Annotated in this window: 21 protein-coding genes; 3 read left to right on the top strand and 18 right to left on the bottom strand. The window is 39.5% G+C overall.

The genetic code is table 11. The annotated features are described in order from the left end of the window. Window positions 1-2: 2 nt before the first annotated feature. The 15 genes from J580_RS08215 to J580_RS08280 all read right to left on the bottom strand — a co-directional run bounded on the left by J580_RS08215 (window position 3) and on the right by J580_RS08280 (window position 15538). On the bottom strand, window positions 3-1322 hold the full coding sequence (locus tag J580_RS08215) for a carbohydrate porin (protein ID WP_032003761.1): 1320 nt from the start codon (window positions 1320-1322) through the stop codon (window positions 3-5). A 57-nt stretch (window positions 1323-1379) separates the two neighbouring features. Next, a complete protein-coding gene (locus tag J580_RS08220) occupies window positions 1380-2831 on the bottom strand; it encodes a right-handed parallel beta-helix repeat-containing protein (protein ID WP_032003763.1) in 1452 nt (483 codons plus the stop codon). A gap of 19 nt (window positions 2832-2850) precedes the next feature. After that, window positions 2851-3678, bottom strand: coding sequence for a type I 3-dehydroquinate dehydratase (gene aroD, locus J580_RS08225; RefSeq protein ID WP_081403597.1), 828 nt, complete (start codon window positions 3676-3678; stop codon window positions 2851-2853). Window positions 3679-3746: 68 nt separating this feature from the next. Then, window positions 3747-4376, bottom strand: coding sequence for a protocatechuate 3,4-dioxygenase subunit alpha (pcaG, locus tag J580_RS08230; protein WP_001067208.1), 630 nt, complete (start codon window positions 4374-4376; stop codon window positions 3747-3749). A 14-nt stretch (window positions 4377-4390) separates the two neighbouring features. Continuing rightward, a complete protein-coding gene (pcaH, locus tag J580_RS08235) occupies window positions 4391-5116 on the bottom strand; it encodes a protocatechuate 3,4-dioxygenase subunit beta (protein WP_032003765.1) in 726 nt (241 codons plus the stop codon). 10 nt (window positions 5117-5126) lie between these two features. Beyond that, on the bottom strand, window positions 5127-5540 hold the full coding sequence (pcaC, locus tag J580_RS08240; protein WP_004701356.1) for a 4-carboxymuconolactone decarboxylase: 414 nt from the start codon (window positions 5538-5540) through the stop codon (window positions 5127-5129). 15 nt (window positions 5541-5555) lie between these two features. Then, a complete protein-coding gene (locus tag J580_RS08245) occupies window positions 5556-6911 on the bottom strand; it encodes an MFS transporter (protein ID WP_002120905.1) in 1356 nt (451 codons plus the stop codon). 42 nt (window positions 6912-6953) lie between these two features. Beyond that, window positions 6954-7739, bottom strand: coding sequence for a 3-oxoadipate enol-lactonase (gene pcaD / locus J580_RS08250; protein ID WP_032003766.1), 786 nt, complete (start codon window positions 7737-7739; stop codon window positions 6954-6956). Beyond that, window positions 7736-9091: a 3-carboxy-cis,cis-muconate cycloisomerase gene (locus J580_RS08255; RefSeq protein ID WP_032003767.1), complete on the bottom strand. Its 1356-nt coding sequence runs from the start codon at window positions 9089-9091 to the stop codon at window positions 7736-7738. The genes pcaD and J580_RS08255 overlap by 4 nt, the downstream gene beginning before the upstream one ends. 2 nt (window positions 9092-9093) lie before the next feature. Then, the gene (gene pcaF / locus J580_RS08260) at window positions 9094-10305 is read right to left on the bottom strand and encodes a 3-oxoadipyl-CoA thiolase (protein ID WP_032003768.1); all 1212 of its coding nucleotides are present in this window, start codon (window positions 10303-10305) and stop codon (window positions 9094-9096) included. A 12-nt stretch (window positions 10306-10317) separates the two neighbouring features. Further along, a complete protein-coding gene (locus J580_RS08265) occupies window positions 10318-10971 on the bottom strand; it encodes a 3-oxoacid CoA-transferase subunit B (protein WP_032003769.1) in 654 nt (217 codons plus the stop codon). 18 nt (window positions 10972-10989) lie between these two features. After that, on the bottom strand, window positions 10990-11661 hold the full coding sequence (locus tag J580_RS08270; protein WP_032003770.1) for a 3-oxoacid CoA-transferase subunit A: 672 nt from the start codon (window positions 11659-11661) through the stop codon (window positions 10990-10992). A gap of 346 nt (window positions 11662-12007) precedes the next feature. Further along, window positions 12008-12724 (bottom strand): 2-C-methyl-D-erythritol 4-phosphate cytidylyltransferase, encoded by a 717-nt coding sequence (gene ispD / locus J580_RS0104045; RefSeq protein ID WP_032003771.1) that lies wholly within the window; start codon window positions 12722-12724, stop codon window positions 12008-12010. Then, window positions 12690-13079, bottom strand: coding sequence for a cell division protein FtsB (ftsB, locus tag J580_RS08275; protein ID WP_005069056.1), 390 nt, complete (start codon window positions 13077-13079; stop codon window positions 12690-12692). Before ftsB ends, ispD begins: the two co-directional genes overlap by 35 nt. A 275-nt stretch (window positions 13080-13354) precedes the next feature. Beyond that, the gene (locus J580_RS08280; RefSeq protein ID WP_032003772.1) at window positions 13355-15538 is read right to left on the bottom strand and encodes a TonB-dependent siderophore receptor; all 2184 of its coding nucleotides are present in this window, start codon (window positions 15536-15538) and stop codon (window positions 13355-13357) included. Between the two features lie 374 nt (window positions 15539-15912). Here J580_RS08280 and J580_RS08285 point away from each other — a divergent pair, with 374 nt between their 5' ends. Both J580_RS08285 and J580_RS08290 read left to right on the top strand, forming a co-directional pair. Next, window positions 15913-16593, top strand: coding sequence for a hypothetical protein (locus tag J580_RS08285; protein WP_032003773.1), 681 nt, complete (start codon window positions 15913-15915; stop codon window positions 16591-16593). A gap of 362 nt (window positions 16594-16955) precedes the next feature. After that, window positions 16956-17633, top strand: coding sequence for a DUF421 domain-containing protein (locus tag J580_RS08290; RefSeq protein ID WP_014206937.1), 678 nt, complete (start codon window positions 16956-16958; stop codon window positions 17631-17633). A gap of 84 nt (window positions 17634-17717) precedes the next feature. Here the strand turns inward: J580_RS08290 and eno are convergent, their stop codons facing one another. The 3 genes from eno to J580_RS08305 form a co-directional block, all read right to left on the bottom strand. Next, window positions 17718-19007: a phosphopyruvate hydratase gene (eno, locus tag J580_RS08295; protein WP_002121066.1), complete on the bottom strand. Its 1290-nt coding sequence runs from the start codon at window positions 19005-19007 to the stop codon at window positions 17718-17720. Between the two features lie 63 nt (window positions 19008-19070). Next, window positions 19071-19928: a 3-deoxy-8-phosphooctulonate synthase gene (gene kdsA, locus J580_RS08300; RefSeq protein ID WP_002121042.1), complete on the bottom strand. Its 858-nt coding sequence runs from the start codon at window positions 19926-19928 to the stop codon at window positions 19071-19073. 30 nt (window positions 19929-19958) lie between these two features. Next, window positions 19959-21596, bottom strand: a complete 1638-nt coding sequence (locus J580_RS08305; protein ID WP_002121060.1) for a CTP synthase — start codon at window positions 21594-21596, stop codon at window positions 19959-19961. A 223-nt stretch (window positions 21597-21819) separates the two neighbouring features. On the opposite strand from J580_RS08305, the gene J580_RS08310 reads away from it, so the two are divergent. Then, the gene (locus J580_RS08310; protein WP_032003774.1) at window positions 21820-22275 is read left to right on the top strand and encodes a hypothetical protein; all 456 of its coding nucleotides are present in this window, start codon (window positions 21820-21822) and stop codon (window positions 22273-22275) included. The last annotated feature ends 118 nt before the right edge of the window (window positions 22276-22393 follow it).

Here is a 22393-nt window from a genome sequence, read left to right on the forward strand (position 1 = left end):
TGTTAAAAATTGACTTTCATACTAAGACCAGCCACCCAAGCATCATCAACCGCTTTTACACCAGCAGGTTGATGAATATATTGAATGTTTGGACGTAACATGACGGCCGGAGACCATTGATAGGTATAGTTCAACTCGACATTTAGCTCGTCGTCTTGAATTGGAATATAGTCAGATGCAATCGGATCATAGCTGTAATATCCACGACTTTCATTTGTTGCGATCTGTTTATCTTTAGCACGGTCATTAACTACATAATTGGCTATACCAAAACCAATCGAATCATTTGGACGGCTATCAAACGGCCCCTTATACCAAAGAGCAAGCTGTTGCGTACTTTGAACAAAAGTCGTTGCCTTATCATTTACAACGCCATTAAAACTTACATATAAACCGCGTTTCGGATCTTCGCCTTTATGGGTAAGTTGTTGCTGTGCATTAATCCAGAAGCTTTGTTTTCCGTCATGCACTTTACCGGCAGTTTTAATATCATTGGCTTCTGCGGTCGAATACAGTGCACCTACTTTATATTCTCCCGGCAAGCCATTAAAGGCAGCAAGTTTTGGTTTCCACGCCAACTCAACTGGTATGGTTGCGCCCTTCACATTGTTCATATCCAGATTAAAACCATCACTATTTGATTCGGTTTTAATGTTGTCTGGATTTACTTCATACACCCCCAATCCCAAAGTCCATTCAGGCGCAAACTGATATTTAACGTTTGTCGCCCAAACACCTACTGGTGAGTTATACCAAATTGAACCAATTGATTTTCCTAACTGCCCACCACAAAGCAATAAGTTCTGAAACTCACATTGAGAACTATTAAAGTCCTCTGACATTCCCATACGACCAAATTTGACCTGTACAGTATTATCAACAAAGCCCTTTTTCACCCATGCTTGGGATAAACGCCAGATTTTACCGCGACCATAAATTTCTTGAGCATTGCCCAATTGGCTAGAACGTGGGTCTTTAATACGCTCCAAAGTAAGCGCATTTCCGTCACGTTTGGTCACGACTAGGCTCGCTGTTGTATCTTTCCACCCAGCAATTTTTTCTAAATCGAAGTTGGCACCTAAAGAAAGTTGTGCAGCATTTTCAAAAGTATTGCTGTCATTGTAACCACCATCTAAATTTGTGGCACTTTGGCTCATAATAGAAGCTGTAAATTTATAGCCCTGCTGCTCTAATTGCTGGCGTTTTCCATTCCAGTCACCTAGCAACCATTGACGGTCTTGTGACCAAGGCTCATTAGCGAGCGCAAATTGGCTACCTAATACAGCGAGCGTTAAAACACTCAATTTCATTAAATTTGGCATTTCAAGTCCTTTTTATCATTTCTATACTGCGCCTTATATGAGGCGCTTTCCTTATTGTTATTTAACACTTGTAAAACCAAGCTCAGAAGTTGCGCCAAAACGATCAGTAATATTCGCTGTAATTGAGGCAACTTTTACGGTCGGCTTCCAATTCGCTTTTGCGATCCCTTGTGCATTTGTAGCAACAGTTACTGCTCCTAAATATTGCTCAGCTTCTTTTGATGACGCATTTTGATTACCAAAAAATTCAACTTGATAGCGTTGATTTGGCAAGCCATTGACTTCTACAGCAACTGAGCCTTTATTTGCAGTTAATTTAGGAGCTTTAATACCCTGATTAGGTTGAGCATTACAGCCTTGTTCATTTGGCTGAGTACATGTTTTTTGTTGTTTAGATGGGTCAACAACCACACCACCACCACGAGAACCTACAAATCCTGCATGCTCAAGTGCAGGCACAGCAAATACAATTGCACCCAAACGCTGATCTGGTACACATGAACCACCCGCTTCACAGCGTTTAATATCTTTACCATTGTCCCAAATCAGGTTTTTAGTCAATGTAATTTTTGCATTTGCATCTTTTTCAGAGCGGATGGCTACACCAATACGGTTACCATGTACTTTATTGCTATCAAGAATATTGCCATCACCCGTCATGTTGAAACCAATCGAGTTATTGGTCATTTCGTTGTAAGCGATATAGTTACGCTTACCCCAGTTAATCTGTAAGCCATCGGAGTAGTTTTCGAATTTATTACCAACTACGGCATTATCATTACCCCACAAGATTTCAATACCTTGTGATGGTTCAGGATTTGCTTTGGTTGAAACAAAATGATTATTCGCAATTAAGTTAAACGCAGCACCACGTGTCAGCTCTAGACCATCACCATTGTCTTGGAAAATGTTGTCTAAAACTTTGTTGTTATTAGTGGTGGTTGCAGTTGGGTTACCTTGACCATCATCACCCGTCAACATAACACCAGCACCACCGTAGTTATTACTAATACGGTTGTGTTGAATAAGGTTATTGCTTGAACGGTTAATCAATACCCCAATACAGAAGCGATGAATGTCTAAACCTTTTAAAGTGACATTGTTGACGTCACGCAGTACCAATCCCGGTAAAGTCATCGTACGTACATTGGTGCCGTACTGTTCAGGGTTTGCACCAGGACAAGCTTTTGCACCTTCGCCTTTAATATAATTTGAACCATCAATTGCGATGTATTCGCCAGTTTTATCCCACTGGGTACCAATAATTTTGACAGGTGCTTTAATTTCAGGAAGTGCACTATTTAATTTAATCGCATAAGGCGCTTTACCTACTGCTTGAATCAAAATGTCGCTAGCTTCGCTTGGGTTTGCATTGGCTTGTTCAATTGCCCAACGTAAAGAGCCTTTATTGCTATCGTCTTGATAACGGTCAACCACATAAGTTTGAGCCGCAGCTATGCCTGAAACCATCAAACCTAATGCAAGAGTAGTTAAACGTAATGTATTCATTTCATCATATCCTTATGATTTATGGGTTTGTTGGTTGAACTGTTTGTAAAATCTGTTTGAGCTTGGTCACATCAATTTGACCCGGTGCAGAAGCCTGACCAATCATGCCAAAGCTATAACTTCCGCCCATGTTGGCAGTCGCAACACGCGAAATCGTACCAAGTTGCCCCATCGACATCGTTAACAATGGTTTAGTGGTTTGCTGACTTACTTTTAAAGTTGCGTTCATTAAAGTGAAAACGTCTTGTTTGGATTTTGGCATTACGGCAATTTTTAGAATATCTGCCCCCATTTGATCTTGTTTTAACAGGCGTTTTTCAATTTCATCTTGGCTAGGCGTTTTTTGGAAGTCATGATTAGACATCACAATCAGCACTTTCTTTTGATGTGCTTTTTGAACAATCTCTGAAACTACTTTTTGATCACGGAACATTTCAACATCTAACCAATCCATGAACGGATTTTTTAAATAAGCCTGATAAGTCTTTCCATAATCAGCATCGCTAATTTCAAGCTGACCACCTTCGTTTTTGGTACGAATTGTGGCAATCATTGGTTTATTGCCTAAAATCTTTTTCAGCTCATGACCTAAGGCAATGACTTGTTTTGTATCGCTGGCAAAGCTTAATAAATCGATACGGAACTCTGCTAAATCAGCATCTGCTGTATTTGCAATGACTTGAGCTTGTGCCAATGCTTGTTCTTTAGTTTTTGCGGTAATCGGAACAATCGTTTTAACGGCTGTAGCGGCAGGGTGTGTCTGAGCAGCTAAAGCAACAGGTTCAGCATTTACCTGTGCAGTAAAAAATGGGAGTGCAAGCAAACTTAGGCATAATAATGTTTTCATGTTCATATGTTCATCCTTAAAAAGGCTACACGCATCCTTGAATAATCAGGTGTAGCCTTAGGTGTTTCTTAAATATCAAAAAATACAGTTTCGTCATCGCCTTGAATACGAATATCAAAGCGGTAAACAACTTCACCATTTTCTTCAAAACGTTTTGCAATAAGAGTTTGGCGACGTGGGGCCCATTCAATGCTATTTAGAATTGGATCGTTAGCATTTGCCTCTGCTTCATCTTCAAAATAAACACGTGTATGAAGACCCAAGTTAATACCGCGAGCGAAAATAACTAACGCAATATGAGGTGCTTGAGTTGAACCTTTACGGCCTGCTGTCGCGCCCGGCTTAATTGTATTAAAGCTCCAAACACCCGTTTCAAAGTCTGCACCTGTACGGCCCCAACCTTGAAATGCAGGATCAGCTTTTTGCTCACGCGTATCTGCCTGACTTGGATAAATACCATTTGCATCGGCTTGCCAAATTTCGATCAGCACATCGCGTAACGGTAAACCTAATCCGTCAAATACCTGACCTTCAAGACGAATACGCTCGCCTTTGGTTTGGTCTTGTACTAACTGGTTATTAAAGTTGTTTTCAAACACTTCAATATTTGCTTGTTGTGGCAATAAACCAATGTGGACGTAAGGACCACCTGTTTGAGATGGAGTTTCTTTTAATTCCTGAAAATTCCAGTTATTCATGCTCGTGCTCCCGATTAAGTCAATTCGTTTTCGAAGTAAGTCGCTCGACGACCACGTAAAGTGATGTCAAAACGGTAACAACGGCTATCAGCTTCGATAAAGTTGTTTTTATCTTCTAGTGCAATCAATGCACGACGTTGATCTTCAGAAGGAATCGTTTTTAAAATCGGGCAAGTGTCAATGAGCGTATCGCCTTCAAAATAAAACTGTGAAATTAGGCGCTGAGCCCAACCATCAGCAATTAAAGAGAAGTGAATATGAGCTGGGCGCCATTCATTAATACGGTTACGCCACGGATATGGGCCCGGTTTAATGGTACGGAAAATATAAAAACCATTTTCGTCAGTTAATGTACGACCACAACCACCGAAGTTAGGGTCCATTGCACCAATAAACTTGTCGTTTGGATGGCGATAACGACCAGAAGCATTGGCTTGCCATACTTCTAGAAGTGCATGTTTTACAGGACGACCAAACTGGTCACGGACATAACCATGAACAATCACACGCTCACCAATTGGCAAACCATCTTTGGCATAGTTCAAAATCAAATCGTTATCTTTTGGGCCAAACAAATTTGAAGAAAAATGCGGTGAAGTAACTTCAGTTAAAGTCTCATTAATAGAAATCAATGCATTTTTTGGCGAACGTAAAACACTTGTCTTATAACCTGGCGTATACGCTGGTGGATGATCATCTGTATTACGTTGGGCGTAAGCACCCCAGCTATGTTGTGACATCTTTATCTCCTTAATCCTGTTCTTTCGCTGCAATTGGGTTTACTTCTATTCCCAACTCTTTAAAGACTTCTTCGGCCATATGCATTGCAGCATTTGCAGCAGGTAAACCTGCATACAGTGAGCTATGTAAGATCAGCTCTTTTAAATCTTCTTTAGTTACGCCATTGTTAAAGCAAGCACGTAAATGCATGCGTAGTTCGTCTTCACGGCCAAGCGACAATAAAATTGCGATAGTGACTAAACTACGTGTATGACGTGGTAAGCCCGGACGAGACCACACCTCACCCCATGCGTAACGGCTAATAAAGTTTTGAAAATCTTGGTTAAAGTCATTTAAGTTCTGCAAAGACCGACCAACATGCTTTTCACCCAAAACTTCAGTCCGCACTTCAATGCCTTGTTTATAGCGTTGTTCATCATTCATTGTGATAGACCTCTATTAAGTTGCATCGGTATGCGCAACAAGTGATTTAACAAATACAGCAACAGCCGCAGCAGTCGCTGGAATTAGTAATAAACTAAGAATGGCGGTAAACGACCAATCATTGCCGAGTAGTACAGCACCAATCCAAGCACCAAATACCGCACCGAAACGACCAATCCCCGTCATCCAAGACACGCCAGTTGCACGGCACTGCGTTGGGTAGAAACGAGCGCTTAACGCTGGCATTGAAGATTGCGCACCGTTAATTGCGATACCCGCACAAAGCACCAATACTGCAAGTAATGTTGAGTTTCCTAAGCTTTGACCAACAGCAATCGCAAATAGACCTGCTGCAAAGTAGAAAATGGCAATGACTCGGTTCGGGTTAAATTTGTCCATCGCCCAACCAATGAACAATGCACTTACCACACCGCCAAACTGGAACAAACCACCAATAAATGCAGCACGCTCCATTGAGGCACCTGTTTCACGCATAAGCGTTGGCAACCAGCTTGTAAGTAAGTAAACAACCACGAGTCCCATGAAATAGGTCAACCAAAGTAAAAGTGTTCCTTTCGCATATGGTTTAGAAAACATAATTCCAAAGACATTTTTCTTTTGAGCTGTTTCAGTTTTCTCTTCAGGTACGTGGAATGCGGTCGCATTTTGAACTTGAGCTGGCGCGATATGATTTAAGATTTTGCGTACTTTCTCTGGGTTCTTACCTTTAACAATTAAAAAGCGGTAAGACTCAGGTAAAACCAAAATCACTAAAATCATTAAGATCAAAGGTGACCAGCCGCCAAGTAAAAATAGACTGTGCCAACCATAAGTCGGGATAAGCCAGCTACTAATAAAACCACCTGTTGCCATACCCAAGTTGTAACCACAAAACATACAGGTCACGAGTAATGAACGAATGCGTGTTGGACAATATTCAGAAAATAATGTAGTGGCATTTGGCATAGCTGCACCCAAGCCAATACCTGTCAAAAAGCGTAAAACGACAAGGCTATCTAAGTTGGTTGCATAAGCAGATGCCAAGGTAAACCCACCAAATACAAGCATCGAAAAAGCCAGTACGATTTTGCGACCAAAACGGTCAGCTGTCGGACCAGAAACCAAAGCTCCAATAATCATTCCACCAAGTGCAGCACTCATCACTGGCCCTAACTGAGAGCGATCAACTCCCCAGTCTTGTGCCAATGCTGGAGCAATAAAACCCATTGCAGCTGTATCAATACCATCAGTAAAAATAATTAAGAAACAGATGATTGCGATCATCCATTGATACTTACTGAGTGGAGCATCATTAATTAATGCTTGAGCATCGATACTTTTATTTGGTGCAGCGTAATCCTGAGACGCCATATTTGCCTCCTTAAGGCCAATTCCTTTTAAATCACTAAGCTATTAGATTTGCTGAATAAACCTAGTCAATTCCTGAGTAAATCTTTGTGGTTGCTCAATATTAGAAAGATGAGATGCTTCCAATTTAGCAATCTGACTATTGTTGATAGCGCGTTGCATAAACTCAGCATCTGCTACTGTAGTTACTGGATCTTTTGTCCCCGCAACCAGCAGTACCGGAATTTGAATTTGTGCAATTTCATCTCTTAAATCGGCATACGCTAAAGCACGACATGCATTCGCATAACCTTGTGCCGGTGTGTTTGCAAGACTTTGAATCGTCGTTTGTGCAACCACGTTATGTTGATAGTCGAAGTTTTCACTAAACCAGCGGGTATGCGTGGTTTTAACCAACTCAGCTAAACCATTCTGTTCCACAGACTCAGCACGACTCAACCAAGCCTCCGCCTGACCAATTTTGGCTGCCGAGTTCGCAACAGTAATACTTAAAAAGCGCTCTGGATGATGAATACCCAACCAAAGCCCTGTAATTCCGCCCATTGAAATGCCACAAAAATGAGCTTTTTCAACACTCAAGGCATCTAAAATATCAACCACATCTTCAGCTAAGTTTTGCAATGTAGTATCACTAATTACATCACTTTCACCATGACCACGTGTATCGTATGTAATTACATTAAAATGACTTTTCAATTCATTTACCTGTGATTGCCACATACCATGGTCTGTGCCTAATGAATTAGAGAATACAAGCACAGGAGCGTCTTTTAAGCCATCGGTATAAACAGCTAGCTGTTTTCCTTGGCGATTGCTAATAGTCTGTTTCACTTTGGCTCTCCTTGCACTTCTTGCAAAACTGCATCAATCTGTTGCTGAATATTGCCTAAATAGTTTTCTGGTTTGAAAATATCTTGTATTTCTGCTTGGCTAAACTGTCCTTTCACTTCGTCTAGTTGGCTAACAACATCAAACAAATGCTGGTTTTGAGCCACGGCTGTTTTACAAGCTGCTTCAACAACATGATGAGCATTTAAACGTCCAATTTTTGGAGCAAGTGCCATCATCACAGCCTCTGCCATAATTAACCCGTTGGTACACTCAAGGTTCTGTTGCATATGTTCAGCATTCACTTCAAAACCTTGTAAAACTTCACCAGTACGAGTTAATGCTCCAGCACAAAGCTGAAAGATTTCTGGAACTGCTAACCATTCTGCATGCCATGCACCTAAGCTACGCTCATGTTCCTGTACCATGCTTTGATAAATGCTAGACATAAGTGCCGGTACACGATTCGCCGCAGCTAATACGGATGCCGCCGCAACTGGATTACGCTTATGAGGCATGGTTGATGAACCACCACGACCCTTTGCTGTTGGCTCAAACAATTCAGCAATTTCTGTTTGCATCATGAGTGACCAATCCCGTGCCATCTTGCCCGTATTCCCGACAATCATGCCAAGCACACTTGCAATTTCTACAATACGATCACGCTCACCATGCCATGTGCTTGTCGGTACAGTCAGATTCAGTTGCTTCGCAAATGCATTAACCACAAGTGAACCTTGATCTTGCAAAGAAGCTAATGAACCCACAGCACCACCTAACTGAGCAGTCAGTACACGTGACTTCATAGCTTGAATACGGTCTAAATCACGTTTAAATGCAGAAGCCCAACGAGCAAGTTTATACCCCAAAGTAATGGGTAAAGCTTGCTGTAACCATGTACGCCCAATCATGACTTGATGGCGATATTGCTTGGCTTGCTGTAATGCAGTCGCATAGCATTGTTGAAGTTGAGCTTCCACAATGTTCAACGCATCACGACATTGCAAAATACAAGCTGTGTCTAAAATATCCTGACTCGTTGCACCCCAATGCACATAACGTGAAGCATCTTCATCAACATCTTTAACAATTGCTGTAAGCTGTTTTACAAATGGAATTGCGATATTTCCAGCCAAACCAGTTGCGACAGCCAAAGCTGGAAAATCAAACTTGTCTATTGCCTGCTCAGCTACTTGGGCAATTGTATTAGCCGCATTTTGAGGAATCACACCAACTTGTGCCTGTGCTTGAGCTAAGGCAACTTCAACCTCAATCATATATGTGATTAAAGATGAGTCACTAAAGATGTCAGTGACGTCTTTTTGGTAAAACAAGCTGGCATATAACTGGCTCATGATTAGACTCTCTCAATAATCAATGCGATGCCTTGCCCCACACCAATACACATTGAACACAAGGCATAACGACCATCCGTTTGTTCAAGCTGGTTTAAGGCTGTAGTTACGAGGCGTGCACCTGAAGCACCAAGTGGATGACCCAATGCAATTGCACCACCGTTTGGATTTACCTTGTTGCTATCATCTGGCAAGCCTAAATCACGGGTCACGGCTAAAGCCTGTGCAGCAAACGCTTCATTTAGCTCAATTACATCCATCTGCTCTAAAGTCAGGTTGGCTTGTTTAAGTAATTTTTTAATGGCTGGGGCCGGAGCAAAACCCATAATGCGGGGTTCTACACCCACTGCTGTTGAAGCAATGATCTTGGCACGTGGTTTTAGATTGTAAGCTTGAACTGCCTCATCAGAAGCAATCAGTAGAGCTGCTGCACCATCATTAATGCCTGAAGCATTTCCTGCTGTTACTGTGCCATCTGCTTTAACCACAGGTTTAAGTTTGCTTAAACCTTCAAGCGTGGTTGATGCACGTGGATGCTCATCGATATCAATCACCACAGCATCACCCTTACGCTGAGGGATTTCAACTGCCACGATTTCTTTAGAAAAAAAGCCTTTGGCTTGCGCGCTTGCGGTGCGTTGTTGGCTCACCAAGGCAAACTGGTCCTGATCTGCACGATTAACGTTGAACTGTTCAGCGACGTTTTCGGCAGTCTGGGGCATGGTATCTACACCATACAATTCTTTAAGTTTAGGGTTAATGAAACGCCAGCCCATGGTGGTATCTTCAATCTTCTGGCTACGGCCAAAAGCACTGTCAGACTTACCCATCACATAAGGCGCACGGCTCATGCTTTCTACACCACCTGCAATCACCAAGTTCGCTTCACCTGCTTTAATGGCGCGGGCAGCAATAGCAATCGCATCGAGTGAAGAACCGCACAAACGGTTAATGGTCGTTGCCGGTACTTGATACGGCAAACCTGCAAGCAGTGCTGACATACGACCGACGTTACGGTTGTCTTCACCAGCTTGGTTGGCACAGCCATAGATCACATCATCGACCTGTTCCCAATCTACATTCGGGTTACGCTGCATGAGCGCTTTAATCGGCACAGCACCAAGGTCATCGGCACGGACAGGTGCAAGACCACCGGCATAACGGCCGAATGGAGTACGGATGGCATCGATGATATAAGCGTTTTTTAATGTCATTTCCCTACTTCCTTACCCTTGAGTCGCATCAATCAAAGTTGCACCCGTTAAAGCCTGTAACTCATCAAAGCTAAGACCTTGCACTTTCTCAATCACCTTTAAACCATCTTTAGTCACGTCAATCACACAAAGATCGGTGTAAATACGATCCACACATTTTTTACCTGTAACCGGATAGCTCAGCTCAGCCACAATCTTTGGTTCACCTTGTTTGGTCACATGATCTGTGGTGATAAATACTTTCTTGGCACCTACAGCCAAATCCATCGCACCACCTACCGCAGGAATCGCATCGGGTGCACCCGTGTGCCAGTTGGCCAAGTCACCATTCGCAGCAACCTGAAATGCCCCAAGTACAGCAATATCAAGGTGACCACCACGCATCATCGCAAACGAGTCGCCATGGTGGAAAAAGCTGCCGCCTTCAAGCATGGTCACAAACTCTTTCCCCGCATTAATCAGTTCAGGGTCTTCTTCACCTGCCGCTGGAGGAGGACCAAAGGCCAACAGGCCATTTTCAGAATGAAGGAAAATATCTTTATCGTTAGGTAGGTAGCTGGCAATCTTGGTTGGTAGGCCAATACCCAAGTTCACATAGGCACCATCTGGAATATCTTGTGCCACACGTTTTGCAATCTGGTCACGGCTGAGTTTCTGGTAGCTCATGTTATTTCTCCTTATTGCTTACTGTGCGGGCGCTACTTGTACAACGTGCTGTACAAAGATACCGGGGGTGATGATGTGCTCAGGGTCTAAACCACCTAGCTCCACAACTTTAGAAACCTGAGCAATAGTGACATCAGCAGCCATCGCCATGATCGGGCCAAAGTTACGTGCAGATTTACGGTAAACCAGATTGCCCCAACGATCGCCCTTGTAAGCTTTAATCAAAGCAAAGTCAGCTTTAATCGGATATTCAAGTACGTAATCTTTCCCATCAATCTCACGGGTTTCTTTGCCTTCAGCTAAAAGTGTGCCAAAGCCTGTTGGGGTAAATACCGCCCCAAGTCCCATACCTGCTGCCTGAATACGACACGCCAGATTACCTTGCGGTACGACTTCGAGCTCGACCTTTCCGGCACGGTACAGTTCATCAAACACATAAGAGTCTGACTGACGAGGGAAAGAGCAAATTACTTTTTTAACTGAACCAGCTTTAAGCAGTTTCGCCAGACCATAATCACCATTACCGGCATTGTTGCTGACAATGGTTAAGCCTTTAACACCGAGTTCAATCAGACCGTCAATGAGTTCAGCGGGTTGTCCTGCGGTACCGAAACCACCAATCAGAATGGTTGCGCCATCTTTAATCTGCGATAGAACCTCGCTAAGTGAGGACTTACTTTTGTCAATCATTAGACAACTCCATTGTGCTCATTGAAGAAGAGAGATAAGAGAGTTAGGCACACTGAGGCGAGAAGAATAGATAAATATTTCACTCAATCCCGAGTGTTTCCCTTAGATTTCCCTTTTAAACATTTTTGATAATTTTCGTATTTTGATCTAGTAAGCTACATACAGTTTTGTTCGCTATAAATATATTTTGTTCGATGATCGAACATTATCTAAGTAAATTACTCAATTAATCTTATAGACTTGGGATGTAAAAAAACATTAATTCTTATAAATAGTTATGTAGAAATGAAATATTTACTTAGGCTATTTTACAATTAAAACTACAACTTATTATTCGATTTTTATCTTAAGACTGTGATTGTAAAATTAAACGTGCAAGTTCTAAATCATCAGGATAAGTAATTTTGATATTATCAGAACGCCCCATCACAACCTGTACAGTTTCACCCATATATTCAAGTGCACTTGCCTCATCGGTAATAGCAATATTATTTTCTAAAGCGTATTCAATTGCTTTTTTGAGCTTCCCAATTTTAGCAATTTGAGGCGTTTGAGCTTGCCATAATAAATCTCGGCTGACTGTTTTATCAATTTGATTGCCTGACTTAACCTGCTTTAAAGTATCACGAACAGGAATCGCTAAAATAGCACTATGATTTGATTTAATTGCTTGTTCGACAAGGGCATTTAAACATTCAATTGTTACGCAAGGCCGTGCTGCATCATGCACAAGCACCCAATCATTTTCGTCAGCAAAAGTTAAAAGATGATTTAATGCGTTTAATACTGAATGGACTCGTTCCGCCCCACCCATACAAAAATGAGCCTTATCTATATTTTGAAATGCGAGAGTCTGAGCAAAAGTATCTTGGGTACCAATTGCCAAAACATAACCATTTAATGGAAGTTGACTTATGCGCCGAACAGTATGTTCTAAAACAGTCGTATTCTGAATATATTGATACTGCTTCAATTCAGTTTTAGAAAATCGACTTCCTGACCCTGCAGCTGGAATAACTGCCCATAATTTAGTCTGGGATATCTGGGGATGCAGGTGTCTCATTCGTTTCCAAATCAACTTTAGCGTTCGGGTCAATATAAATAGGCTTGTAATGGGTACTGATGGTACTCATTTGAACAAATGTCTCATGTGGTTTAACCAAACCAAGATCAAGGCGAGCATGTTCTTCTATTGCTTCTGTACCATTTTTCAGGTCAAAAACCTCTGCTGCCAAAATACGGTTTCGTTCTTTAAGCTCTTCATTTACCTCAGCTTGTTGCTGAATTTGTTGCATGAGAGCTTGATGAGGGAGATAGCCACCCTCACCTAACCAAAATTGATATTGCAGTATGGCTACTAAAACAATAACCAGTAGCAATATCAGTTTGCTTGAAGTGGATCGAAATACTTCTAACATATCATTAAGATTTTTAATTAAAAACTTTCGTTAAGAGATTGTATTGTATAGTAATTAAGAAGTAGCATGCGAAATTCCTGCAAAAATTTAAGCAAAATTATTAATGGGCATATTACTTTAATTGACCATTGTGACATGTTTCATTTTGTCAAAAATGAATGGAATTTGAAAGGGAAATAATATTTATAAGTACAACTGCTTATAAATCAATCTACACACCAAAAAGCCCTCTTTTGAGGGCTTTTATAAATCGGTTACTTATGAGTATGTCTATATCAAAAATTATAACGAACACTCAGCGTTGCATTTCGTGGTGTTCCCCAGTTCATTGAGTTTTCACCAATACCTTCATAATATTTCTCATCAAAAATATTATCGATGTTAAATTGAAGTTTAATATTTTTATCTACTTGATAGCCAAGCATCGCACTTGCTAAAACATAAGCATCTTGCTCAATGCGAGAGCTTCCACTACCAGTATAGTATTTACTCTTATAATTTAAGCCAAGTCCTGCACTCCACTGATTAAGTTTGTACTTAACAAATAAATTTGAAGTTGTTCGAGAGTTTGTCGTATTAACCTTCGTACCCTTTGCATCTTTTGCTTCAAAATTAGCAATACCGAAATTAACAGCCCAATTATCGTTAATTTCCCCATCAGCTTCAAACTCAAAGCCTTTACTTTCAACACCATCTACACCACGGTAAGCTTGCTCTGTAGTTTTTGTACCATTACGGACAATAAATACCCCAGGTATCAATTCAGCAAAATTAGACTGTTCTATTCGAAATACTGACAATGCTGTATTTAAACGTCCCCCAAACCACTCACTTTTTAAGCCAGCCTCATAACTCTTACCTGTAATCGGGTCAATATATTGATCATTTACATCTTTACGATCTTGAGGTTTGAAAATTTCTGTATAACTCGCATAGACAGAATGATCTTGGGCAAAATCATAAATAGCGCCAATATATGGTGCTAATTCATTGTTAAATTCACGGTTACCTTTATCATTTTCAGATTTGTATTCCCAGTTAGATAATCGTGCACCAGCAATAATTTTCAAAGGGTCCAGAATTTGAAATTTACCCGCAATATATGCAGCAGTTTGTGTGGTTTCATTGAGTGCACCTCTGGTATTTAGTACCAGTGGCTGAAGTAATTCTTGAGCCATATCATTATAGTTAAGTGGTTCACCTAAATATTTCTCAATTTCACTATTTGCATTAGAACCACCAGAAAGATCTTTGGTCTTTTCATTTTTATTCCAAGATCCGCCAAAAATGATTTCTTGTGGACGATTAAAAAGCGTAAATGGGGCATTGATAAAAACATCAATATTGTTTTCTTCACTCGCAGCTTTGGCGCCATATACAGAAACATTATCCTTTTTATTATCATCTATATTCTTTAGTGGACTGGTGTTGGTTGCCTTGTCTACTTTTCCAGCTGTATACAACAACATAGAAGCTGTATCTTCTTTACGGAAGGTATAAGCAATATTTAAATTAACGTCATTAAATAAATTCTGTTTTAAATTTGCAAATACTGCTGTTGTATTCACATCCCAGTATGTCCAAGGCGCACTTACTGTTAAGCTTCTAGAAAAATTGGTACGAGTCCCATCAGTATAAAAAGCAGGTGTACCACCCCAGCGGATGCCGTCACGATGCAATTCTTGATAAGTAGCTCCAAGCGACATACTTGTTTTATCGCTCAGATCATAATCAAGGGCACCATAAAATACATTCCGTTCTTTCTCATAAAAGTCCATAAATGAATTTTCATCAGAATGCTTCACAAACATACGTCCACGCAATGAACCATCAACATTAAGCGGTGCAGAAATATCTGCCGAACTACTCCAAGAGTTCCATGAGCCTAATGATGTACTGACATTACCACTAAGTTCTTTTGAGTTTGCATGTTTACGAATCATGTTCAGCGCCATCGCTGGATTTCCCGCACCTGTGGTTAGGCCATTAGCACCTTTCACCACCTCGACGCGATCATAAATATCTAAATCAAGGTCCCCTGTACCTAAATTAATCGTGCTCGGTATTCCATCTATTAAGTAATAATCTACCTCAAAACCACGCGCATAAACTTTCTGACGCTCATCAGTACGTGACGTCGAAACACCCGTAATATTGTTCATTAAATCTTGAAAAGAATCGATTTTCCGATCATCTAAATATTCACGGGTTAAAACCTTCACCGACTGTGGTGTTTCACGAAGAGATAAATTTAATTTTGTAGAAGTATTTGTGCTTTTTGCTGTATAGCTGCCCGAACCTTCAGTAACAGCGGAATCTTCTTCTGCTTGCACTTTTATCGTTTCTAAAGTGGCTGTTCCATTTGTCTCATCTGCATAAACAATTGAAGGAGCAATTAAAGCCATAGCAAGTGCTAAGGGATGAGATGTAAACGCTTTTCTAAAGGGCGGAGTGTACATAAGAAAATTCCATAATAACCAATGTGCTGTGCGAGATTCCTTAGCCTTTTGCTACTTTGGTCCTTGTTACACAGCAGCAAAAGTCGGCACAAAAATTAACATGAATGATAATTGTTATCAACAATATATTAATAATTATTCCTATTTGTTTAAATTAAATTATCAATGGTTCTAATCACTTATATATTTTCACTCTCTTCAAACCTTGTTTGGTCATCACATCTTTTAAATTTATTGCTCTTTCAATTAGCCAATAAAATGTTATGCAATAGTTTTATGATTAACTCAAAAAATAATAAACTAAACAGTATTTTCTTTTATATTTTATTATTCTTCTCAAACCTCTTAAGAGAGAATAAAAGGTACAAGTTGTAGTGCATAAAGTTTTAGCATTTTCTTTAGTAAGCTTAGGTTTGAGCGCTTGTAATAACCATACTGATGATAGTCCTTCAAAAATAATTAATATGAAGGATAACCATAAGCAACATGAAAAAATTAATACTTATATATATGAATATAATGAAATTATTTATAAATTAAACACGGAACAAAACCAAACAACTGCTCACTTAAGATTTAAGAACTTATTGAAAAAGATACCTTCTAACGAGAACAATCTAAATATTTTAAAAACTAAACGCAAAATACTTGTACATTTAGGTTGTCTTAATGAAGCATATAGTGTTACCGAAAAAATACTAGCTAAAACAGATAGTTCAAAGCTACAAGAGATGCAATGTATTTTTTTAAGCAAAATGAAAAGAGACCCTTATCAAATAAAAGAATGCTATGAAAAAACTGCTAATAGTTATTTAACCGAGATAAATTTGATTCCAAAAGCTGCTTTAAGATATCAATATGCTTTATGGGGACACTATGCAGCGATGTTCAATGCTGGTCATATAGAATACAAAGACAAACTCCAAGAAATTATCGACTATCATAATATTGAAGATCACAAAAAAACTTATCAACAAATGTATAAAAATATTATGGATCCTCATGCTTTTCAAAAACGTTTAGATGCCATCCCCTATACCTCTAATTGTCGTTAAACTATCTTATTAAATATAATAAATTTTTGATTATTAATTATATTCACAATCATATCTTTCTTAAGGAGAATTTATTTAATAATAAGAAACCACCCACAAAGTATATCTTTTATCTCCCATTTAAATACAAGCTCATATAAAGTAAAAGTACCTTTTTAATAGATCTACTTTGCAATAAATCAGCTTGGTCACGCTATCAACAGTAAACTTCTTCGTAGAGAATTAGTTGAAATAAATTTATAAAAAGTCACATATATTTCGAGCTTTTAACTAATAACTACCTAAAAAGTATATTTTTTTATTTTTTACTTTGTTAAGAATTTATAAGGATCTCTTCTAACTATTTTAATAAGGAGAAAAAAATGGATTTTTTTAATATTTTCATTGGTGACACGACTTGGAAATTTGTTTTAGAAATTTTGGTTCGATGTACCGTAATGTTCATCATCATTATTAGTTTTTTAAGATTATCCGGTAAACGAGGTATACGTCAGCTCTCCCTTTTTGAACTCGCAATTATTTTATGTTTAGGTTCAGCCGCCGGTGACCCGATGTTTACCGAAGACTTACCTATTGCCCATGCCTTCGTCGCGTTTGTTGTTATTCTTTTTCTTTATCGCTTTGCTACATGGAGTATGGTAAAGCATAAAAAAATTGAAGATTTACTAGAAGGAAAAGCGCTTTGTATTGTTAAGGATGGCCTTGTAGTCTACAAAGATTTCCAAAAACAATCATATTCTCATGATGAGTTTTTCTCTGAAATGCGTCAACAAAATGTTGAGCACCTTGGACAAGTAAGAACAGCCTTGTTGGAGTCGGATGGTATTCTTAGTCTGCTTTATTTTGAAGATGAAGATGTAAAATGGGGCTTGCCACTATTCCCTGATGCCTACCGTAAAGCCGATGTACTGAAACTGAATACTTTTTATTCATGTATGAAGTGTGGTGAAACTAAAATTTTAAATAAAATCGATCAAGAATGTACCCGCTGCAAACATCACAGTTGGGCTGAGTCTTTAAAAACACGCCGATTAGGATAATAAAAAAAGGTGCTATTTCCTATTAAAAACAGAAAATAGCACCTTCAAATGTTAAAAAATTAATTTTAACTTTTTATTTAAAGATTAGTTTAAACCTTTAAATTCAGCTTTACCGCGGTAAGCAGCTTTAGTCAATTCTTCAATACGAAGTAATTGGTTGTACTTAGACACACGGTCAGAACGGCAAAGTGAACCAGTCTTGATTTGACCAGCAGCTGTACCTACTGCTAAGTCAGCAATAGTAGAATCTTCTGTTTCACCAGAACGGTGAGAAATAACAGTCGAATAACCATTTGCTTTAGCAAGATAGATTGCATCTAAAGTTTCAGTCAAAGTACCGATCTGGTTGTATTTGATTAAGATTGAGTTACCAACTTTTTCATCAATACCACGTTGTAAAATCTTAGGATTAGTTACGAACAAGTCATCACCAACCAATTGGATTTTATCACCAAGGATTGAAGTCAAGTAGCTCCAGCCTTCCCAATCAGACTCATCAAGACCATCTTCGATCGAGATAATTGGATATTGATTTACAAGACCAGCTAAATAATCTGCAAACTGATGGCTTGTAAATGCACGGTTACCTTCACCTTCTAAAACGTATTGACCGTTTTTGTAGAATTCTGAAGATGCGCAGTCAAGTGCAAGCATCATGTCTGAACCAGCTTTGTAACCAGTCAATTCAATTGCTTGTAAAATGATTTGAATTGCTTCTTCGTTAGAACGTAAGTTAGGAGCAAAACCACCTTCATCACCTACAGCAGTATTCAAACCTTGTTTCTTTAAAACTGATTTTAAAGAATGGAATACTTCAGCACCAGCACGTAAAGCTTCAGCAAATGAAGTGAAACCTACAGGCTCAATCATGAACTCTTGAATATCAACAGTGTTGTCCGCATGCTCACCACCATTTAAGATGTTCATCATCGGTACAGGCATTGTTAAAATTGTTTGACCACGAAGATCTGCGATGTATTGGAAAAGAGGAAGTTTCTTTTCTTCAGCAGCAGCGCGCGCAGCAGCCAATGACACAGCTAAAGTTGCGTTAGCACCTAATTTCTCTTTGTTTTCAGTACCGTCAAGCGCGATCATTGTATTATCAATGTCTTTTTGCTCAAAAACTGATTTACCCAACAAAGCATCACGAATCAACGTATTAACGTTATTAACTGCTGTACGAACGCCTTTACCTAAGTAACGCGATTTATCACCGTCACGTAGTTCTAAAGCTTCACGAGAACCAGTTGAAGCACCAGATGGTGCACATGCACGACCAACAACCCCAGATTCTAAAATTACGTCTGCTTCGATGGTTGGGTTACCACGAGAGTCCAAAATTTCACGTGCACGAATGTCAACGATTTGGCTCATGAACAATTCCTCTTTGAATGAATATGAGCTGCGGTTAAAGCAGCGTAAGGGTTATAAAACAACTCAATGGGTGTCTAACTTTTTGAATCCTTTAACTAAAGTATCCAATTCTTTTATTTGTGCCAAGAACGGTTCAAGTTGCGACATACGTAATGCACAAGGTCCATCGCATTTTGCATGTTCTGGGTCTGGGTGTCCTTCCAAGAACAATCCAGCCAAACCAGTTGCCATTCCAGCGCGTGCTAAAGTTGTAATTTGAGCACGACGACCACCTGCTGAGTCAGAACGACCACCAGGGGTTTGTAACGCATGTGTCACGTCAAAGAAAACTGGCACATTCATTTCTTTCATTGTGTCAAAGCCAAGCATATCTACAACAAGATTGTTATAACCAAATGCTGAACCACGTTCACAAAGAATAAGTTTGTCATTTCCTGCTTCTAAACATTTATGCAGGATATGACGCATTTCATGAGGTGCTAAAAACTGGGCTTTCTTAATATTAATAATAGCCTGTGTTTTTGCCATCGCTTCGACAAGATCAGTCTGACGACTTAAGAAAGCGGGTAATTGAATAATATCGGCTACTTCTGCAACTGGTGCAGCCTGATATGGCTCGTGCACATCAGTAATGATAGGAACATTAAAATGTTTTTTAATATCACCTAACCATTCGATACCTTTTTCAAGTCCAGGGCCACGGAATGAATGCAGACTAGAACGATTTGCTTTATCGAAACTCGCTTTAAATACATAAGGAATATCTAAGCGTTTGCAAATATCAACATACGTTTCTGCAATTTCAAAAGCTAAATCTTTTGATTCAAGTACGTTCATTCCGCCAAATAATACAAATGGCAAATGATTTGCCATTTGTATATCGCCTAAACGTACAACTTCTTGTGGTTTTAATTGTGACATTTAAACTTTCCCAGTTTATTTAAAATCGCATTATTTACTTTTTTGATGCTGTGTTTTTGCAGCGTCAATAAAACTAGCAAATAATGGATGTCCATCACGTGGTGAACTTGTAAATTCCGGGTGGAATTGTACAGCAATAAACCAAGGATGTTCAGGAATTTCTACAGTTTCAACTAAATGTTGTGCTGAAGAGTAACCTGAAATCTTCATACCAGCTTGTTCAATCGACTCAATGAAACGGTTATTCATTTCATAACGGTGACGATGACGCTCAGTGATTTCAGCTTTACCGTAGACTTCACGTGTTTTTGTGCCTTCAACCAATTCAGATTTTTGAGCACCTAAACGCATAGTTCCACCTAAGTCAGACTCAAGGCTGCGTTGTTGTAATTCACCGCGCTCATCTAACCATTCAGTAATTAAACCAATGAGTGGATATTTTGTAGAGCGGTTAAATTCTGTAGAAGAAGCTTCTGGCATACCTGCAACATGGCGAGCGTATTCAATAACAGCCAATTGCATGCCTAAACAAATACCCAAGAATGGGATTTTGTTTTCACGTGCGTATTGAATAGCTTTCATTTTGCCTTCAGTACCACGTTCACCAAAACCACCTGGAACTAAAATTGCGTCAGCTGTACTTAAAATAGATACGTCTTGGCTTTCAAGTTCTTCAGCGTTGACATAATCGATTTGTACTTTTACGCGATTTTTAATACCTGCGTGTAATAACGCTTCATTCACAGACTTATAAGCATCTGGTAATTCAACATATTTACCAACCATAGCTACACGTAAAGTGTATTCAGGATTTAGTAATGCTTCGACTACATTATCCCAATCTTCTAGGTTTGCTTCTGGAAGATCATTAAATCCAAAACGCTCACAGATCAAGTCATCAACGTTTTGTTCATAGAATGTACGTGGAATTTGATAAATCGTTTTCGCATCTTTACATACCACTACAGCACGCGCTTCTACGTTAGTGAACAATGCAATTTTGCGTTTAGTGTCAACATCCACATCATATTCAGTACGGCAGATAAGAATATCTGGCTGAATACCAATCGAAAGCAACTCTTTTACAGAGTGTTGAGTTGGTTTTGTTTTAAGCTCTGCTGCAGATTTGATATATGGCAACAAAGTTAAATGCATAAGCATGGTTCTTTTATGACCAAGCTCAACCATTAACTGACGAACTGACTCCATAAATGGAAGTGATTCGATATCACCTACCGTACCGCCAATTTCTACGATAGCAACATCGTAGCCTTCACCTGCGCGAAGTACGCGTTCTTTAATGTTGTCAGTAATATGAGGAATAACTTGAACTGTACCACCAAGATAGTCACCACGACGTTCTTTATTTAAAACGTCCTGATATACACGACCACTGGTAAAGTTATTAAGTTTGGTCATTTTCGCACGACGTAAGAAACGTTCGTAATAACCCAAGTCTAGATCAGTTTCGGCACCATCCTCTGTGACAAAAACTTCACCATGTTGGAAAGGGCTCATTGTCCCTGGATCGACATTAATGTAGGGATCCATTTTAACCATTGTGACTTTTAAGCCACGGGCTTCCAAAAGTGCAGCAACTGAAGCAGCAGAAATACCTTTACCTAGCGATGAAACTACACCACCAGTGACAAAAATAAAATGGGTCATTAAGTTTCTCGTACAATCAAGCCGAAATCGGCCTACAATGTTTGGCAATTTTACTGTACTCTGCCCCTATAAAGCAAAGTCAAACCGCATCAATTCAAAGATCATTAAACAACTGGCTATTCTATCAGCATTTTTAATAAAAATTTAGGTCAATCTCACATGATTTTTTCATTCTCTTTTGCTGTTATAATGCCAGCTCCTCAATTAAATGTTGTTTAGGACAATGGCAAATAAAAAACTTTTAATCTGTGCTGCAATTGCTGCTGGACTATTGTTAACCGCATGTGTCAAAAAAGAAACACCTAAAGAAGAAGAGCAAGAAAAGGTTGAAACTGCTGTTTCAGAACCTACACCTGCTGAACCTGCAAAATTTGAGTCTTTAGAAAGTGTTCAAACTGAAGAAGCTCAAACTCAGGAACCAACGCAAGTTGAGGTGCATCACGAAGAAACAGCAAATACGACAACTGAAATTCGCCGTGAAACTCGCCCTGCCCAACCTGATCAAGGTTCACAAACAACAGTTTCTGAGCAACCTAAAGTAGAGCCGAAACCAAAACCAGAACCTAAGCCTGAGCCAAAAACAGAGCCAAAACCATCTAAGCCAGCTGAACCAGCTCAAAGTGAAGATGATGCTGTTGCTGCTGCAATTGCGGCTGCTACTCCAGCGCTTAAGAACTAAGTTCGTATGCGAATATGCCCAAATTGAACCATCAGTTTGGGCTTTTTAAATATTATTTAAGTTATCAACACAATAATAAGTTTTACTTTTCTTTCTATTTATCTTTAAAGTTTTCCTA

This window comes from Acinetobacter sp. 1542444 (assembly GCF_000581835.1).
Classification (GTDB): Bacteria; Pseudomonadota; Gammaproteobacteria; order Pseudomonadales; family Moraxellaceae; genus Acinetobacter; species Acinetobacter pittii.

Bases quoted from the DNA above. Each gene is read 5' to 3' on its own strand.
- J580_RS08215 (WP_032003761.1), bottom strand. From the start codon at position 1,322: ATGCCAAATTTAATGAAATTGAGTGTTTTAACGCTCGCTGTATTAGGT.
- J580_RS08220 (WP_032003763.1), bottom strand. From the start codon at position 2,831: ATGAATACATTACGTTTAACTACTCTTGCATTAGGTTTGATGGTTTCA.
- aroD (WP_081403597.1), bottom strand. From the start codon at position 3,678: ATGAAAACATTATTATGCCTAAGTTTGCTTGCACTCCCATTTTTTACT.
- pcaG (WP_001067208.1), bottom strand. From the start codon at position 4,376: ATGAATAACTGGAATTTTCAGGAATTAAAAGAAACTCCATCTCAAACA.
- pcaH (WP_032003765.1), bottom strand. From the start codon at position 5,116: ATGTCACAACATAGCTGGGGTGCTTACGCCCAACGTAATACAGATGAT.
- pcaC (WP_004701356.1), bottom strand. From the start codon at position 5,540: ATGAATGATGAACAACGCTATAAACAAGGCATTGAAGTGCGGACTGAA.
- J580_RS08245 (WP_002120905.1), bottom strand. From the start codon at position 6,911: ATGGCGTCTCAGGATTACGCTGCACCAAATAAAAGTATCGATGCTCAA.
- J580_RS08255 (WP_032003767.1), bottom strand. From the start codon at position 9,091: ATGAGCCAGTTATATGCCAGCTTGTTTTACCAAAAAGACGTCACTGAC.
- pcaF (WP_032003768.1), bottom strand. From the start codon at position 10,305: ATGACATTAAAAAACGCTTATATCATCGATGCCATCCGTACTCCATTC.
- J580_RS08265 (WP_032003769.1), bottom strand. From the start codon at position 10,971: ATGAGCTACCAGAAACTCAGCCGTGACCAGATTGCAAAACGTGTGGCA.
- J580_RS08270 (WP_032003770.1), bottom strand. From the start codon at position 11,661: ATGATTGACAAAAGTAAGTCCTCACTTAGCGAGGTTCTATCGCAGATT.
- ispD (WP_032003771.1), bottom strand. From the start codon at position 12,724: ATGAGACACCTGCATCCCCAGATATCCCAGACTAAATTATGGGCAGTT.
- ftsB (WP_005069056.1), bottom strand. From the start codon at position 13,079: ATGTTAGAAGTATTTCGATCCACTTCAAGCAAACTGATATTGCTACTG.
- J580_RS08280 (WP_032003772.1), bottom strand. From the start codon at position 15,538: ATGTACACTCCGCCCTTTAGAAAAGCGTTTACATCTCATCCCTTAGCA.
- J580_RS08290 (WP_014206937.1), top strand. From the start codon at position 16,956: ATGGATTTTTTTAATATTTTCATTGGTGACACGACTTGGAAATTTGTT.
- eno (WP_002121066.1), bottom strand. From the start codon at position 19,007: ATGAGCCAAATCGTTGACATTCGTGCACGTGAAATTTTGGACTCTCGT.
- kdsA (WP_002121042.1), bottom strand. From the start codon at position 19,928: ATGTCACAATTAAAACCACAAGAAGTTGTACGTTTAGGCGATATACAA.
- J580_RS08305 (WP_002121060.1), bottom strand. From the start codon at position 21,596: ATGACCCATTTTATTTTTGTCACTGGTGGTGTAGTTTCATCGCTAGGT.
- J580_RS08310 (WP_032003774.1), top strand. From the start codon at position 21,820: ATGGCAAATAAAAAACTTTTAATCTGTGCTGCAATTGCTGCTGGACTA.